Origin of the sequence: Lentilitoribacter sp. EG35 (assembly GCF_040784015.1) — a bacterium.
Taxonomy (GTDB): Bacteria; Pseudomonadota; Alphaproteobacteria; order Rhizobiales; family Rhizobiaceae; genus Lentilitoribacter.
In genome coordinates, this window is the sequence record NZ_JBFNGQ010000008.1 from 79,764 (window position 1) to 93,510 (window position 13,747).

Annotated in this window: 13 protein-coding genes; 3 read left to right on the plus strand and 10 right to left on the minus strand. The window is 44.3% G+C overall.

The genetic code is table 11. From position 1 onward, the window contains the following. Both AB2J24_RS14260 and leuS read right to left on the minus strand, forming a co-directional pair. Window positions 1-510: a hypothetical protein gene (locus AB2J24_RS14260; protein WP_367385931.1), complete on the minus strand. Its 510-nt coding sequence runs from the start codon at window positions 508-510 to the stop codon at window positions 1-3. After that, window positions 497-3,112 (minus strand): leucine--tRNA ligase, encoded by a 2,616-nt coding sequence (leuS, locus tag AB2J24_RS14265; protein WP_367385932.1) that lies wholly within the window; start codon window positions 3,110-3,112, stop codon window positions 497-499. The genes AB2J24_RS14260 and leuS overlap by 14 nt, the downstream gene beginning before the upstream one ends. Window positions 3,113-3,331: 219 nt before the next feature. Here leuS and AB2J24_RS14270 point away from each other — a divergent pair, with 219 nt between their 5' ends. From AB2J24_RS14270 to AB2J24_RS14280, 3 genes are all read left to right on the plus strand, one after another. After that, the gene (locus tag AB2J24_RS14270) at window positions 3,332-4,000 is read left to right on the plus strand and encodes a YggS family pyridoxal phosphate-dependent enzyme (RefSeq protein ID WP_367385933.1); all 669 of its coding nucleotides are present in this window, start codon (window positions 3,332-3,334) and stop codon (window positions 3,998-4,000) included. A gap of 93 nt (window positions 4,001-4,093) precedes the next feature. Then, a complete protein-coding gene (locus AB2J24_RS14275) occupies window positions 4,094-5,992 on the plus strand; it encodes a propionyl-CoA synthetase (protein WP_367385934.1) in 1,899 nt (632 codons plus the stop codon). A gap of 15 nt (window positions 5,993-6,007) precedes the next feature. Next, window positions 6,008-6,787, plus strand: a complete 780-nt coding sequence (locus AB2J24_RS14280; protein ID WP_162654615.1) for an SDR family NAD(P)-dependent oxidoreductase — start codon at window positions 6,008-6,010, stop codon at window positions 6,785-6,787. Window positions 6,788-6,872: 85 nt separating this feature from the next. Here the strand turns inward: AB2J24_RS14280 and AB2J24_RS14285 are convergent, their stop codons facing one another. From AB2J24_RS14285 to nadA, 8 genes are all read right to left on the minus strand, one after another. Beyond that, window positions 6,873-7,586 (minus strand): DUF1013 domain-containing protein, encoded by a 714-nt coding sequence (locus AB2J24_RS14285; protein WP_162654616.1) that lies wholly within the window; start codon window positions 7,584-7,586, stop codon window positions 6,873-6,875. Between the two features lie 152 nt (window positions 7,587-7,738). Then, a complete protein-coding gene (locus AB2J24_RS14290) occupies window positions 7,739-8,197 on the minus strand; it encodes a thermonuclease family protein (RefSeq protein WP_367385935.1) in 459 nt (152 codons plus the stop codon). Window positions 8,198-8,249: 52 nt separating this feature from the next. Continuing rightward, the gene (locus tag AB2J24_RS14295; protein ID WP_367385936.1) at window positions 8,250-8,462 is read right to left on the minus strand and encodes a DUF1674 domain-containing protein; all 213 of its coding nucleotides are present in this window, start codon (window positions 8,460-8,462) and stop codon (window positions 8,250-8,252) included. 138 nt (window positions 8,463-8,600) lie between these two features. Then, entirely contained in the window at window positions 8,601-9,413 is an 813-nt protein-coding gene (gene panB, locus AB2J24_RS14300; RefSeq protein ID WP_367385937.1) for a 3-methyl-2-oxobutanoate hydroxymethyltransferase, read from the minus strand. Beyond that, window positions 9,406-10,251, minus strand: a complete 846-nt coding sequence (gene panC / locus AB2J24_RS14305) for a pantoate--beta-alanine ligase (protein ID WP_367385938.1) — start codon at window positions 10,249-10,251, stop codon at window positions 9,406-9,408. The genes panB and panC overlap by 8 nt, the downstream gene beginning before the upstream one ends. A gap of 21 nt (window positions 10,252-10,272) precedes the next feature. Then, window positions 10,273-11,121, minus strand: coding sequence for a carboxylating nicotinate-nucleotide diphosphorylase (gene nadC, locus AB2J24_RS14310; RefSeq protein WP_367385939.1), 849 nt, complete (start codon window positions 11,119-11,121; stop codon window positions 10,273-10,275). Further along, window positions 11,118-12,689 (minus strand): L-aspartate oxidase, encoded by a 1,572-nt coding sequence (locus AB2J24_RS14315; protein WP_367385940.1) that lies wholly within the window; start codon window positions 12,687-12,689, stop codon window positions 11,118-11,120. The genes nadC and AB2J24_RS14315 overlap by 4 nt, the downstream gene beginning before the upstream one ends. An 8-nt stretch (window positions 12,690-12,697) precedes the next feature. Next, window positions 12,698-13,747 carry a quinolinate synthase NadA gene (gene nadA, locus AB2J24_RS14320; RefSeq protein WP_367385941.1) on the minus strand — a complete coding sequence of 350 codons (1,050 nt, stop codon included), beginning with the start codon at window positions 13,745-13,747 and terminating at the stop codon, window positions 12,698-12,700.

Sequence of the window (13,747 nt, forward strand, 5' to 3'; positions counted from 1 at the left end):
CTATTTGCGCAGTGCTATGGCGAGATCAGCGTAAATAAGTTCGGCCAATTCACGTCCCGCTCGGTCCTCAGCATCCCTAAGTGCGCGAATTTTTGAAAATTCTTGATCTGGAAGGTCGTAGAGCGCGGTAGAACTGCGCTTTCCTTCTCTAATAACTGTCCCATCGCTGAACTTCATGAGTTTATAAGTCCCATTTGCAACCATTCGTCCGGCGGAAAAATTATTATCAGTTCCTGAATCAAGTACACCGGAAGCACTGCGTGTAACGTTCAATTCGAGTTTATAGTCACTAGCACTTTGATTCCCAGACCCGCCATTTAGAAAAACCAATTGATTTCGAACCACCTGCTCAAGCCGATCGTCGGCATCTGATATTTCGATTGCTGGTAGCGCACTAGAGGTTGCACTGTTATAAAGAGGTGTTACCTGACATCCGGCCAGAATACTGACAAATCCTGCAACAAAACTAATTCGTCTGGCTTCTCTTGAGAGCACATTAGATAACAACATTCACAATCCTTTTAGGCACGATAATTAGTTTTCGTATAGGTTGAGCATTGATTTTATCAGCAACAAAATCAAGTGCTAAAACAGCTTCTTCAATTGTCTCTTTGTCGGCATTGGCCTCAATTATTAGTTCGCCCCGTTTCTTTCCATTAATCTGAACCGGCATCATAATAGTACTTTCTGCCACAAGATCTGGGTTAAATTCAGGCCAAGCAGACTGTGCAACCAAGCCTTTGCAGTCTAGTGCCATCCAACACTCTTCGGCTAAGTGAGGCATCATAGGAGCAATTAGGTGAACTAGTATCTCGCATGCTTCGCGACAAGCTGCCTTCATGGTGTCGTCAGCATCACCATTTGCAACCTGTGAAAGTGGCGCAGCAATCGCATTGACGAATTCGTAAATTCTGGCGACTGATTTATTAAATGCGAGCTTCTCAAGGTCGGCGCCAACAAGTTTTAATGTCTTATGGGCAATCTTTGAAATGTCATTTGCTGGCCCATCTGTAGCAGATTTGCTCTTAATATATTTAAGTTCAGGTGCTGCCTCACCAATAATACGCCAAACGCGTTGAACGAACTTATGTGCGCCTTCGACGCCACCTTCGGTCCAAATAACGTCACGTTCCGGTGGAGAGTCGGATAACATAAAGAAACGAGCCGTATCAGCACCGTATGATTCAATAATATCATCCGGATCAACTACGTTCTTCTTCGATTTTGACATTTTTTCAATCGAACCAATTTCAATCTTGGTTTCTTTGCCGATCAATGTTGCTGTACGTTTTCCATCAACATCACTGATATCAATTTCAGCTGGGGTGACCCATCCTTCAGGACCTTTATATGTTTCATGAACAACCATACCTTGGGTGAAGAGACCTTTGAAGGGCTCCTTTATATCGAGGTGACCGGTGACTTGCATAGCTCGCGTGAAAAAACGGGAATAAAGTAAGTGTAAGATCGCATGTTCAATACCACCGATATATTGATCAACAGGAAGCCATTCGCTGGCAGTTTTTGGATCAGTTGGATTAGCGTTTTTAGAATCTGTGAAACGTGCGAAATACCACGATGAATCCACAAATGTATCCATCGTGTCTGTTTCACGTCTTGCTGGCTTACCGCAGGATGGGCACTCTGTATTGCGCCATGTGTCATGTCGGTCAAGTGGATTACCCGGTTTTTCAAAATCAACATCATCGGGCAGTTTAATTGGAAGATTTTCTTTCTTCTCGGGAACAACGCCGCAGGTATCGCAATGAACAACCGGAATTGGGCAACCCCAATAACGTTGACGGGAAACACCCCAATCGCGAAGTTTAAACTGGGTTTTACGAACGCCTTGTGGTTCCCCGCCAAGCATAGTTGCTTTGAGTGCACTCGCAACTTCTTCAAAAGCTTGCTTTGGTGTTTTTCCATCCAGGAACCTGGAATTGATCATGATACCGGAACCAGTGTAGGCTTCCTTCGTAATATCAGTAGTTTCACCATTACTATTTTCTGGCGCTACAACAGGCAAGATAGGTAGACCATACTTGCTAGCAAAATCATGGTCGCGCTGATCATGACCCGGACATCCAAATACTGCACCTGTACCATAATCCATCAATACGAAATTGGCGATATAAACTGGAAGCTTCCAATTTTCATCAAGCGGGTGAGCAACTGTAATTCCGGTGTCAAAACCATGTTTCTCAGCTGTCTCCAATTCGGCAGCAGAGGTGCCCATGTTTCTGCATTCTTTGCAGAAGTTGGCAAGATCTGAATTGTCTTTTGACAATGCGATTGCTAGCGGATGGTCTGCGGAAATGGCCAGGAAAGACGCACCAAACAATGTGTCTGGGCGTGTTGTGTAAACTTCAACATCATCGAAGCCTTCTGGTGCAGAACTATCCAAAGCCCAACGAATTTGCAGGCCTTCTGATTTGCCGATCCAGTTGGATTGCATCAAGCGTACTTTTTCTGGCCAGCGATCTAAACCGTCTAGTTCAGTTAATAGGTCATCTGCAAAATCTGTGATCTTGAAGAACCATTGTGTTAGTTCGCGTTGTTCGACTTCGGCACCCGAGCGCCAGCCTTTACCATCGATAACCTGTTCATTGGCAAGCACTGTCATGTCGACAGGATCCCAGTTTACTTTTGCATTCTTGCGGTAAACAAGGCCTTTGTCCAAAAAGTCTAGGAACAAGCTTTGTTGTTGCGCGTAATATTCAACATCGCAGGTCGCAAATTCACGGGACCAATCAAGTGATAGACCCATTGATTTAAGCTGACGGCGCATCGTGTCGATGTTTTGATATGTCCATTCACCGGGGTGGACTTTGTTTTGCATGGCGGCATTTTCGGCTGGCATTCCAAAAGCATCCCAACCCATGGGATGAAGAACATTACAACCTTTCGCTCGGCGATAACGTGCAACTACATCGCCCATCGCATAATTGCGAACATGGCCCATATGAATGCGACCTGACGGGTATGGGAACATTTCGAGCACATAATATTTTTCACGCGGATCATCATTGTGTGTTTCGTAGATTTTTTGTTCGTCCCAGCGCTTCTGCCATGTTGGTTCAGTTTGTCTGGGGTTATAACGTTCAACGGCCATTTTTATTCCTGATAGTTCAATCGGTGAGCTTTTACATTTGTTGCGGAGCTTCACCATGAAAGCTGCGCATCGTCAACACTAAAGACTATTCAAATGTTCGCTTTTGATATTAAAAGGAGCTTAGCTGCTTTGGAATTCGCAAAGCTTGCCAATTTCGATATGGGTTTAATAGGGATCCTATAACAAATGTTTCACGTGAATCGCTAATTGAGGCTGATAATGTCTGTAGAAGAAAATCTAAAAACCATACTAGAAGACATCCAAAACGTGGCTTCGAAATCCAAAGGTGCATCAAAAGATTTGCAACTCATCGCAGTTTCAAAAACACATAATGCAGATAAAATTCGCCCGGTTATCGAAGCTGGTCAACGCGTATTTGGTGAAAATCGCGTTCAAGAAGCCCAGGGTAAGTGGCTAGAACTAAAATCTGAAACACCGAATATTGAACTTCACCTTATTGGGCCATTGCAGTCTAATAAAACTGCAGATGCAATCGAGTTGTTCGATGTTATCCAATCTGTAGATCGCGAAAAAATTGCAAAAACCATTCAAAAAGAAGCCGTTAAAATTGGGAAATGCCCCGATCTTTATGTTCAAGTAAATACGGGGCTCGAGCCGCAGAAGGCTGGCATAGCACCGCAGGATGCAGTTGCCTTTGTAAAGCATTGTAAGAATGATTTATCATTACCCATTATTGGTTTGATGTGCATCCCGCCAAATGGTGAAAACCCAGGTCCACATTTTGCGCTTTTGCAGAAATTGGCGGGAGAGGCAGGTGTAGAGAATTTATCCATGGGAATGAGTTCTGATTACCAAACTGCAATCGAATTTGGAGCTACACATGTTCGCGTGGGATCTGCTATTTTTGGCGAGCGTTACAAAATCTGATCGCATGTGTTGTCGTGCGACAATCATCCAGCTTGAAATATTTCAGAATTTAGGTCATTGCTTGACGAAGTAAAACCTTTGGGAGGGGTCTTCGTGACAAGTAAGTATCATTCTGTTTATGCAAACTGGCAATCTGATCCAGAGGGTTTTTGGCAAGAAGCCAGTAAATCAATTGATTGGTTTGAGGAGCCGAAGACTATCTTTGATGAAAGCAAGGGAGTTTATGGTCGATGGTTTCCCGACGGTGTAACCAATACCTGCTATAATTGCCTCGATCGTCATGTAAATAACGGCAAAGGCAACGATGTTGCATTGATCTATGATAGTCCTGTCACGGGTTCTAAAGACAAGATTACATACGGTAAACTGCTTAGTGATGTCCAAGCTTGTGCTGCTGCAATTCGAGCACAGGGTATCGTGAAAGGTGATCGGGTCATTATCTATATGCCGATGATCCCTGAAGCAATTGTAGCGACACTGGCCTGCGCGCGCCTAGGTGCTGTTCATTCAGTCGTTTTTGGTGGCTTTGCTGCTAATGAGCTGGCAACCCGTATTGAAGATTGTGAAGCGAAGTTAGTTATTGCCGCATCTTGTGGTATAGAGCCAAGCAGAAATATAGCATATAAACCGCTTCTTGATCAGGCGATAGAGTTATCCAATCATAAACCAAACTCGACAATCATTGTTCAGCGCGAGCAAGTCCTAGCGGATATGATTGATGGTCGTGATTATGATTATGCTGGTTTATTGGAAGAATTTAAGGGTGCTAATATAGAGTGTGAGCGTCTTCTAGCGACAGACCCACTTTATATTCTCTACACGTCAGGGACGACTGGTCAGCCAAAAGGCGTAGTGCGTGATAATGGTGGGCATATGGTTGCCATATCGTGGACGATGGAGTCAATTTATGGCGTTAAGCCTGGAGAGGTTTTTTGGGCTGCATCAGATGTTGGCTGGGTTGTGGGTCATTCTTATATTATTTATGGTCCGTTGATGACGGGTAATCCATCTGTGCTTTTTGAAGGTAAACCGATTGGGACACCTGACGCTGGAACATTCTGGCGAATTATTTCAGAATATAAAGTAAAAAGCCTTTTCACAGCACCAACTGCCTTTCGAGCAATTCGCAAAGAAGATCCAGCTGGTGAATTTATAGAGAAATACGACCTATCCCATTTTGAGTTGCTTTTCTTAGCTGGAGAGAGAGCTGACCCTGATACCATTAAGTGGGCAGAAAACATGCTCAAAGTTCCCGTGATTGATCATTGGTGGCAGACGGAAACTGGCTGGACAATTGCAGGTAATCCAGCCGGGCTTGGTTTGCTTCCTGTCAAATACGGATCACCTGCCGTTCCAATGCCAGGTTATGATGTGCAAATTGTTGATGACGGGTGTGAGCCTCTTGGAGCAAACGAGCTTGGAAATATCGTGGTGAAATTACCACTTCCGCCATCAGCAATGCCGACATTGTGGAATGCAGAAGATCGTTTTATTGAAGCATATCTCGAAGAGTTCCCGGGATATTATAAAACGGCGGATGCTGGATATAGGGATGACGATGGTTATCTTTATATTATGTCGAGGACTGATGACATAATTAATGTTGCAGGCCACCGTCTTTCAACAGGTGCCATTGAAGAGGCCATTGCCGGACATAAAGACGTTGCTGAATGCGCTGTTATTGGGGTGAATGATAAATTGAAAGGTCAGTTGCCGATTGGGTTTGTGGTTATAAATTCAGGCGTTGATCGTGGTGCTGATGAAATCGAAGCTGAGATCGTTGCGCATGTACGTAATCAGATCGGGCCTGTTGCAGCATTTAAGACAGCTATCCAAGTATCTCGTTTACCGAAAACACGTTCTGGCAAAATGTTGCGTGGGACTATGCAAAAAATCCATGACGGCCTGGAATGGAAAATGCCGGCAACAATTGATGATCCGGCAATTCTTGATGAAATTAAAACAACGATTGATAATTATCGATCAAAGTAAGATTTAGAGGCTTCTATGTTGAAATCTGTTGTTGTTACTGGTGCCGCGCAAGGTATCGGGCGAGCTATTGCCGAACGATTTTTAAAAGATAATGCTCGCGTTATGATTACAGATATTAACGAGAAAGCGCTGATGGAAACCCAGAAAGCACTTTCGCAAGTTGGTGAGGTGGAAACCTTTGTTGGGAGTGTTGCCGAGCGAATTGATGTTCATAATCTAATTGCACAGACTATAGGGGCATTTGGACAGATTGATGTTTTAGTAAACAATGCCGGCGTCGTTCATGTGGCGGATTTTTTAGATATTACAGAGGAAGATTTTGATCGCGTTATGGCGGTTAACCTCAAAGGAGTTTTTCTTCTAAGCCAAGCTGTAGCTAAACATATGGTCGAACGGGTTAAAAATGGCGAACCCGCTGGATGTATTATCAATATGTCATCTATAAACGATACGGTCGCCATTCCTTCGCAGATACCATATTCGGTGTCAAAAGGGGCTGTGAAACAGCTTACGCGTGCTACTGCGCTGTCTTTGGCACCTTATGGTATTCGTGTAAATGCGATTGGACCGGGTTCTATTAAAACGAATATGCTTATCGATGTGATTGGGAATCGTGAGATGGAACAGAAAGTTTTGGAGCGTACACCGCTATATCGTATCGGTGAAGCATCTGAAATTGCTTCCATAGCCACTTTTTTAGCTTCGAAAGCAGCTAGTTTTATAACAGGTGAAACCATCTATGCAGATGGTGGACGACTTGCTCAGAACTATCCGGTGACAATCGAAGAGGATTGAAACCAAATTTTTGGATAAGTAAAATGGGCGCTAAACTTATGTTTGAGCGCCCAATTTTTAGATCTAGTTCTTTTTAAATAAAGATCTAGCTTTCATCTGAAGTGTTATCGTCTTTCAAAGATGAAAGCTTAGAAAATACGGCATCAGCATCATATATTTTGCTGTTCTCTTCGCTTGGTGCTGGTGGTGTCATGTCCATCACATCAGCATCAGGGTTCTGTGTTTCAGAAGCTGGCAATAATGTTTCCTCAAGTGTGTATGGCATGTTTGCAGGGCGGTTTTTCGCAGCGCGCTCTACTTCAAGGTCTAGGTCAATTTGTTTACAAAGGCCCAAAGTTACAGGATCCATTGGTGTAAGTTTTGCTGAATTCCAGTGAGTACGCTCACGAATTTGGCCAATTGTATTCTTCGTTGTACCAATCAGGCGAGAAATTGCTGCGTCTTTCAGTTCAGGATGATTGCGCACCAACCACAAAATAGCGTTTGGACGGTCCTGACGCTTAGATAGTGGTGTGTAACGTGGTCCTTTGCGCTTTTTCTCCGGCAAATGAACTTTAGCCGTTGCAATAGCTAACTTATATGTTGGCGTTTCTTCAGCTTTCTTAATTTCATCGCGAGTCAACTGGCCTGTTGATATAGGGTCCAGACCTTTAATACCCTGCGATGCTTCACCGTCAGCAATGGCTTTGATTTCCAGCGGATGCATTTTACAAAATAATGCGATCTGATCAAATGTTAGCGCTGTGTTATCAACTAGCCAAATCGCTGTTGCTTTTGGCATAAGTAATTGTTGTGCCATAGACAGAATCCTTTTCTTAACCCCGCGCCGGTGCCGCAGGCTGTGTACTTGTTACCACAATTTCCGGAGGAATTGGAGATCTCTATATCCATAATTTTAATGAAAAGCAATTGTCATCATTGCAAGAGATAAAAAGTACTCGAAAATAAAGTTCAGCTTGTCTGACAAAAATTTGCCCGTTTGCCTTTTTGATATGGTCTAGCATGGCCTATTTTGAGCATTTGATCGCTGGCGTTAATACCAGATAATGTTTCAATATCAGCTAGAATACGGCCATAATACTTTCCGCCAGAAATACGGCGTAAGGTTATTGTATTGCCATCTATCATTTTGCTCAGAGCATGTTTTGCGTGATGAGCGGCGATTCGTTCTCTTTTGCACTTAGATTTAAGTTCCGGTGTATCGATATTGCGAAGCCGAACATATACACGGATTGTGTGAGACGGCCATGGTGTTGCGTCAACCAATACAGTGTCGCCATCTACTATCCTGATAATTTTCGCGAAAACTGGACCTTCTATGTAACGAATAGTATCTTTTGCATGCGCATATAGTGAGCTTGCTAAGATATATACAATTGCATTAAATAGGAATATAATCACTGTCTTCATACTTAAAAGGAATATATTCCTTTATATGATTCGTCAAGTAGAATAATTTTGATTAAAAATCGATCGCTCTGCCATCAATTTCCCAATCACCAAACCGAGATGGATCCTTGCCACCCCTGCCGCCGTATTCTTTGGCTGGTTCGTTGATATTTTGAGCCTGCCGGCGTTCTCCTGCTTCTTTTAATGCGCGTTTTGCAGTGCCAGAGAGTTGCTTTGTCGGCAATTTAGTTTCATCTCTATTTTTGGATGTTAGATTATTGGTCATATGATTATCCTAATTAGAATATTCAACTTGTTTGTAAATAGTACCATTTCTACGGTGCGAATTAAACAGGTATGTACAATCAATTTACTTGAAATAACATCGCTTTATGTATTTGGGTGAAAGTTGCTTATTTCGTAATCAAGAATAAGTTTCATCACTGTTTGGGAACGAACGAAGTTTAACATCATTTGCATAACGTTGCACAGCGTCTTCGATCATGGGGCCTAATTGGCCGTAAACTCTGACAAATTTTGGGGTCCAGGGATTCATGCCAAGCATATCTTCCAAAACTAGGATTTGCCCATCGCATGTGGGAGAGGCGCCTATGCCGATGGTTGGAATTGTTATTTCCTTAGTTATTTTTGCTGCAAGTGGTTCAACCATGCCTTCCAAAACAACAGCAAAAGCGCCAGCTTCGGAGACTGCTTGGGCGTCGGCGATGTGTGTTGGCCATGTTTCTTTATTGCGCCCTTGGGTTTTGAAGCCTCCCATGACATTGCTTGATTGTGGGGTCAATCCAATATGAGCCATGACGGGTATACCGCGCTCCACCAGAAATCGGATTGTTTCAGCCATACGCGCGCCACCTTCAATCTTAATGGCACCACATCCGGTTTCCTTCATAATTTTGGCCGCATTGCGGAAAGCAACGTTTGGGCTTTCCTCGTATGAACCGAACGGCATATCTACAACAATCAATGCTTGCTTCGTTCCGCGCACGACTGCTTTTCCATGCATAATCATTAAATCAAGCGGCACGCCTACAGTGCTATCCATCCCGTGCATTACCATGCCCAAACTATCGCCGACGAGTATAAAATCAGCGTATTTATCGACGATGGCCGCGGTATGTGCATGATACGATGTGAGCGAAACAATGGGCTCGCCACCTTTACGCGACCCAATTTGAGTGGTTGTTGTCCGGCTAATATTCTTGGTCTGTTTACTCAAAGGTAAGTTCCTTCTGATCAATTAACAAAACGTCACCAAATTGCACCGAGATCATTATGCAAATGGTATCGATCGGCTTTCCTGTGGCAAGTTGAAAAGTATTAGCATTTACAACATCAGCTGCTTTTAGTTCTGCAAGTGGTTCGGGCTTAATAATACTTGTGATTGCTGCTATTGCCGTCTCAATAGTTTCCCCGGATTTCAATTGCAGCCCTGCTTCTTCAAGTGCTATATTTAATATTGAGGCCGCAACCCTCTGGGGTTTGGACAAAAGTGTGTTTCGTGAGGATAACGCCAACCCATCAATATCTCTAACGGTTTCAACCGCTTCAATCTTTATAGGAAAATGCAGGTCATCGACCATCTTTCTGATAATCGCTAGTTGTTGATAGTCTTTTTTTCCAAAATATGCGTGATCTGCTTGAACTATATTGAAAAGCCTCGCGACGACGGTTGTTACACCACGAAAATGACCAGGGCGAGTTATCCCATGGAACGAGTTTGCGAGCCTGGTTGTTTCCACGATGGTTTCATCATTGTTCGAATAGATCTCACCTGCACCCGGCACAAAAACAGCTTTAACACCCGCTTTTTGAAGTATGGCAAAATCAGTTGCTTCATTACGTGGGTAATTATCTAAATCGTTAGAGTCCCCAAACTGAGTTGGGTTAACAAAAATTGAAACAACAGTATTTGAATTTTCCTTCACGGACTGATCAATGAGAGCTACATGTCCATCATGTAGGGCACCCATTGTAGGCACAAACCCAAGTTTACCTTCCTGACGCATTTTAGTTGTGATGCTGCGCATCTCAGGTATGGTTCTGCAAATATGCAATTTCAAATACTCCTATAGCAATCAAAAATCCAAACCGAGGTCAATTGAAGGTGCTGAATGGGTGAGCGCTCCTGATGAGATATAATCAACCCCTGCTGCTGCGATTGAATGAACTCGTTCGAGTGTGACGTTTCCACTGGCTTCAGTTTTCATCCGTCCATCCACAATGGTAACGGCTTCACGCATCATGTCAGTATCCATGTTATCTAAAAGAACAACACTGGCACCTCCAATTTCGAGCACTTCGGACAATTGATCTAAGTGATCAACTTCGATTTCTACAGCCATCATATGGCTCGCCTGGGTTTGGACAGCTTCTAACGCCTGACGCACACCACCTGCTGCTGCAATGTGGTTATCTTTAATCATAATGGCGTCTGATAGTGAAAAGCGGTGATTGGAGCCTCCGCCATGCAGTACTGCCAATTTCTCGACAAGACGTAGGCCTGGTGTCGTTTTACGTGTGCAGGTAACGCGCGCTTTAGTACCTTTCGTCTTGTCAACAAATCGGGCTGTTTTGGTAGCAATTCCTGATAGTCGGCCAGCAAAGTTAAGAGCCACACGCTCGCCTGACAATATTGAAGCCGCTGATCCTTTGATTGTCATCAGGGTATTACCCTTTTGACAGCGCTGCCCGTCAGATATGTGTGTTGTAATCTCCAAATCGGCATCAATAAGCTGAAATGCGATCACAGCCACTTGCATTCCAGATATTACGGCATCTTCTCGTGCGACTAATTCGGCGTGGCAGGTTGTTGTTGCCGGAACAACTGCCCGGGTTGTCACATCACCGTAACTACCCAGGTCTTCCATTAAAGCTGTCCGGATTATCGGTTCCAACAATAGGTTTGGCACATTTGCAAAGCTCATGATGTGTCCTGACTAATTTCGGCACGTATGTCGAGTGCCTCAGAAAGATAAATTTGTGATCTTTTCTCAGCTAATTTATTGGTTTTTGGAAAGTCTGTTCGCTCATGCGCTCCACGGCTTTCTTCGCGCAGGAGTGCTGATACTGCAATTAAGGTCGCCGTTGCGCACATATTGATAAATGAAATATTAGTTCGTTGGCTTTCTTCAAGCTCAGCAATCTGTTGAAGTGCTTCACGCAATCCATCACCATTTCGTAACACACCAACAAAGTCCGCCATGATCTGTCGCAACTGGTTCATGGCCTCGATATCATTGTGTTTCTCGCTGCTTGCTTCAAATGAAACATCGAGTTGTGGACTTTCAATTATCTGAGGTGTTTTTGCAACAATACTTTGAGCACAAATACGGGCATAGACCAAGGCTTCAAGCAGGCCATTTGATGCCAAACGGTTTGCGCCATGTAAGCCGGTTGAAGATGCTTCGCCACAAATCCAAAGCCCTTTAATACTTGCATGTCCATCAGTATCTGTCGCAATGCCACCCATGTGGTAATGTGCGGCGGCGGCAATGGGGACAGGCGTTTTAGTCGGGTCAATATTATTGCGCGCGCAAGCCTCAAATAAAGCAGGATATCGCATTTTCACATTTTCACCTTGAATTGGGCGAATATCCAGCATCGGATTAAGTCCGGCTTGTGTTTGTTCAAAAATGGCACGGGCCACTATATCGCGCGGTGCAAGTTCTGCGTCTTCATGAATTGGTTCCATAAAACGAACGCCATGCTTGTTAACCAATATTGCCCCTTCACCTCGCAGAGCTTCCGTTGCCAACGGAGCGGGGTCTTCACCAACATTGAGAGCTGTTGGATGGAACTGAACAAATTCAGCATCTGCAATCAAAGCGCCAACGCGGGCGGCCATTCCAATGACTTGTCCGCGTATTCTCGGCGGGTTCGTTGTTAATGCGTAAAGTCCTCCCGAACCACCTCCTGCAAGAAGAACGACTGACGTGGTTAGCCGAATTTGATTTGAACATGGCATATTCGCATCTTCAATGACAACACCGGAAATCCTATTGCCCTCTTTGAGCAATTCAACCGCCATCGTGCCTTCGAGCACTTGAATTGAGGGTGTTTGGCGAACTTGTTTGATGAGTGCAGCCATAATTTCAAACCCGGCCTGGTCGCCTTTCACGCGAACCACACGAGCAAAAGAATGCGCCGCCTCGCGAGATAAAGTATAGCCTCCATCCTCTGTTCGATCAAACGGTGTGTCCATTCTCGTTAATGCTAAAATATGGTCCTTTGCGACGTTCGTCACCATATCTGCTACATTTATGTCTACTGTACCAGCTCCGGCGCGTACTGTATCAAGTGCATGCTTCTCCGGACTATCATTTATATCCATGGCTGCTGCCACGCCGCCTTGCGCCCAAGCTGAACTCGCCCCCTCGCCTAAAACTTCTGGCGATATCACAATCACAGGGCGTGGTGCGAGATTCAACGCAGCATAAAGTGCGCCAAGACCAGCCCCAATAATGACAACTCGTTCTGTTGTAATTTCTTCCATGTTATTAATCAGGAACTCAATTTTTGTGAGAGATCTATCATCCGTTGGACTGATAAACGTGCTTTTGCGGAAATAGCCGGATCGAGCTCAATCTGATGGTCCATTGTGTGTAAAGAATATAGTATTTTCTCAAGTGTGATCTTCTTCATGTAGGGACACATGTTACATGGTTTGGCAAACTCCACCTCTGGCAATTGATCTGCTATATTGGATGCCATAGAGCATTCTGTCACAAGCATGGCCTTTGCCGGATTATGATCGTGCACCCATTTGACAATACCACTCGTTGATCCGGTGAAGTCAGCTTCAGCCACAACGTCGGGGGTGCATTCTGGGTGAGCAATGATTTTCACTTCTGGATCATAACGCCGATAAGACCGCAGATCATCTGCAGTATAAAGTTCGTGAACAATACAGGAGCCTGGCCAGAAAACGATCTCCTTTTTTGACTGATTTGCGACATTTTGAGCCAGAAATTTATCCGGCGTCATAATAACTGTATCGCCTTCCATTGCGTCCACTATTTGCAATGCGTTTGCGGAAGTACAACAGATGTCGGAAGCTGCTTTGACTTCCGCTGTGGTATTTACATAAGATACCACAGCCGCGCCGGGATACTTATCACGCATTTCTTGCACACCATCTGCGGTAATACTTTCAGCCAGAGAACATCCAGCTTCCATATCTGGCATAAGAACGATCTTTTCTGGGCTAAGAATTTTGGATGTTTCTGCCATGAAATGCACACCAGCTTGTACGATAATATCGGCATCTACTTCAGTTGCCTTTATAGCGAGCTGAAGGCTGTCTCCGGCAAAATCCGATACGCCGTGAAATATCTCAGGTGTCATATAATTATGGCCAAGTATAACCGCGTTTCGCTCTTTCTTTAACTCGTTTATTGCCTTCACATAAGGTGCGTAAATAGCCCATTCCGGCGGAGTTACAACACGTTTCATCCGATCATAAATATCCTGCATCGATGTTGCCAATTCGAGTGAAGGTGCAAGATCGTAGTGGTCGGCGAGTGAGGTGCTCAAGGGTAAAGAATTAGACAA

Excerpts from the sequence above, each read along its gene's own strand:
- AB2J24_RS14260 (WP_367385931.1), bottom strand. The coding sequence starts at position 510 with ATGTTGTTATCTAATGTGCTCTCAAGAGAAGCCAGACGAATTAGTTTT.
- leuS (WP_367385932.1), bottom strand. The coding sequence starts at position 3,112 with ATGGCCGTTGAACGTTATAACCCCAGACAAACTGAACCAACATGGCAG.
- AB2J24_RS14270 (WP_367385933.1), top strand. The coding sequence starts at position 3,332 with ATGTCTGTAGAAGAAAATCTAAAAACCATACTAGAAGACATCCAAAAC.
- AB2J24_RS14280 (WP_162654615.1), top strand. The coding sequence starts at position 6,008 with ATGTTGAAATCTGTTGTTGTTACTGGTGCCGCGCAAGGTATCGGGCGA.
- AB2J24_RS14285 (WP_162654616.1), bottom strand. The coding sequence starts at position 7,586 with ATGGCACAACAATTACTTATGCCAAAAGCAACAGCGATTTGGCTAGTT.
- AB2J24_RS14290 (WP_367385935.1), bottom strand. The coding sequence starts at position 8,197 with ATGAAGACAGTGATTATATTCCTATTTAATGCAATTGTATATATCTTA.
- AB2J24_RS14295 (WP_367385936.1), bottom strand. The coding sequence starts at position 8,462 with ATGACCAATAATCTAACATCCAAAAATAGAGATGAAACTAAATTGCCG.
- nadC (WP_367385939.1), bottom strand. The coding sequence starts at position 11,121 with ATGAGCTTTGCAAATGTGCCAAACCTATTGTTGGAACCGATAATCCGG.
- AB2J24_RS14315 (WP_367385940.1), bottom strand. The coding sequence starts at position 12,689 with ATGGAAGAAATTACAACAGAACGAGTTGTCATTATTGGGGCTGGTCTT.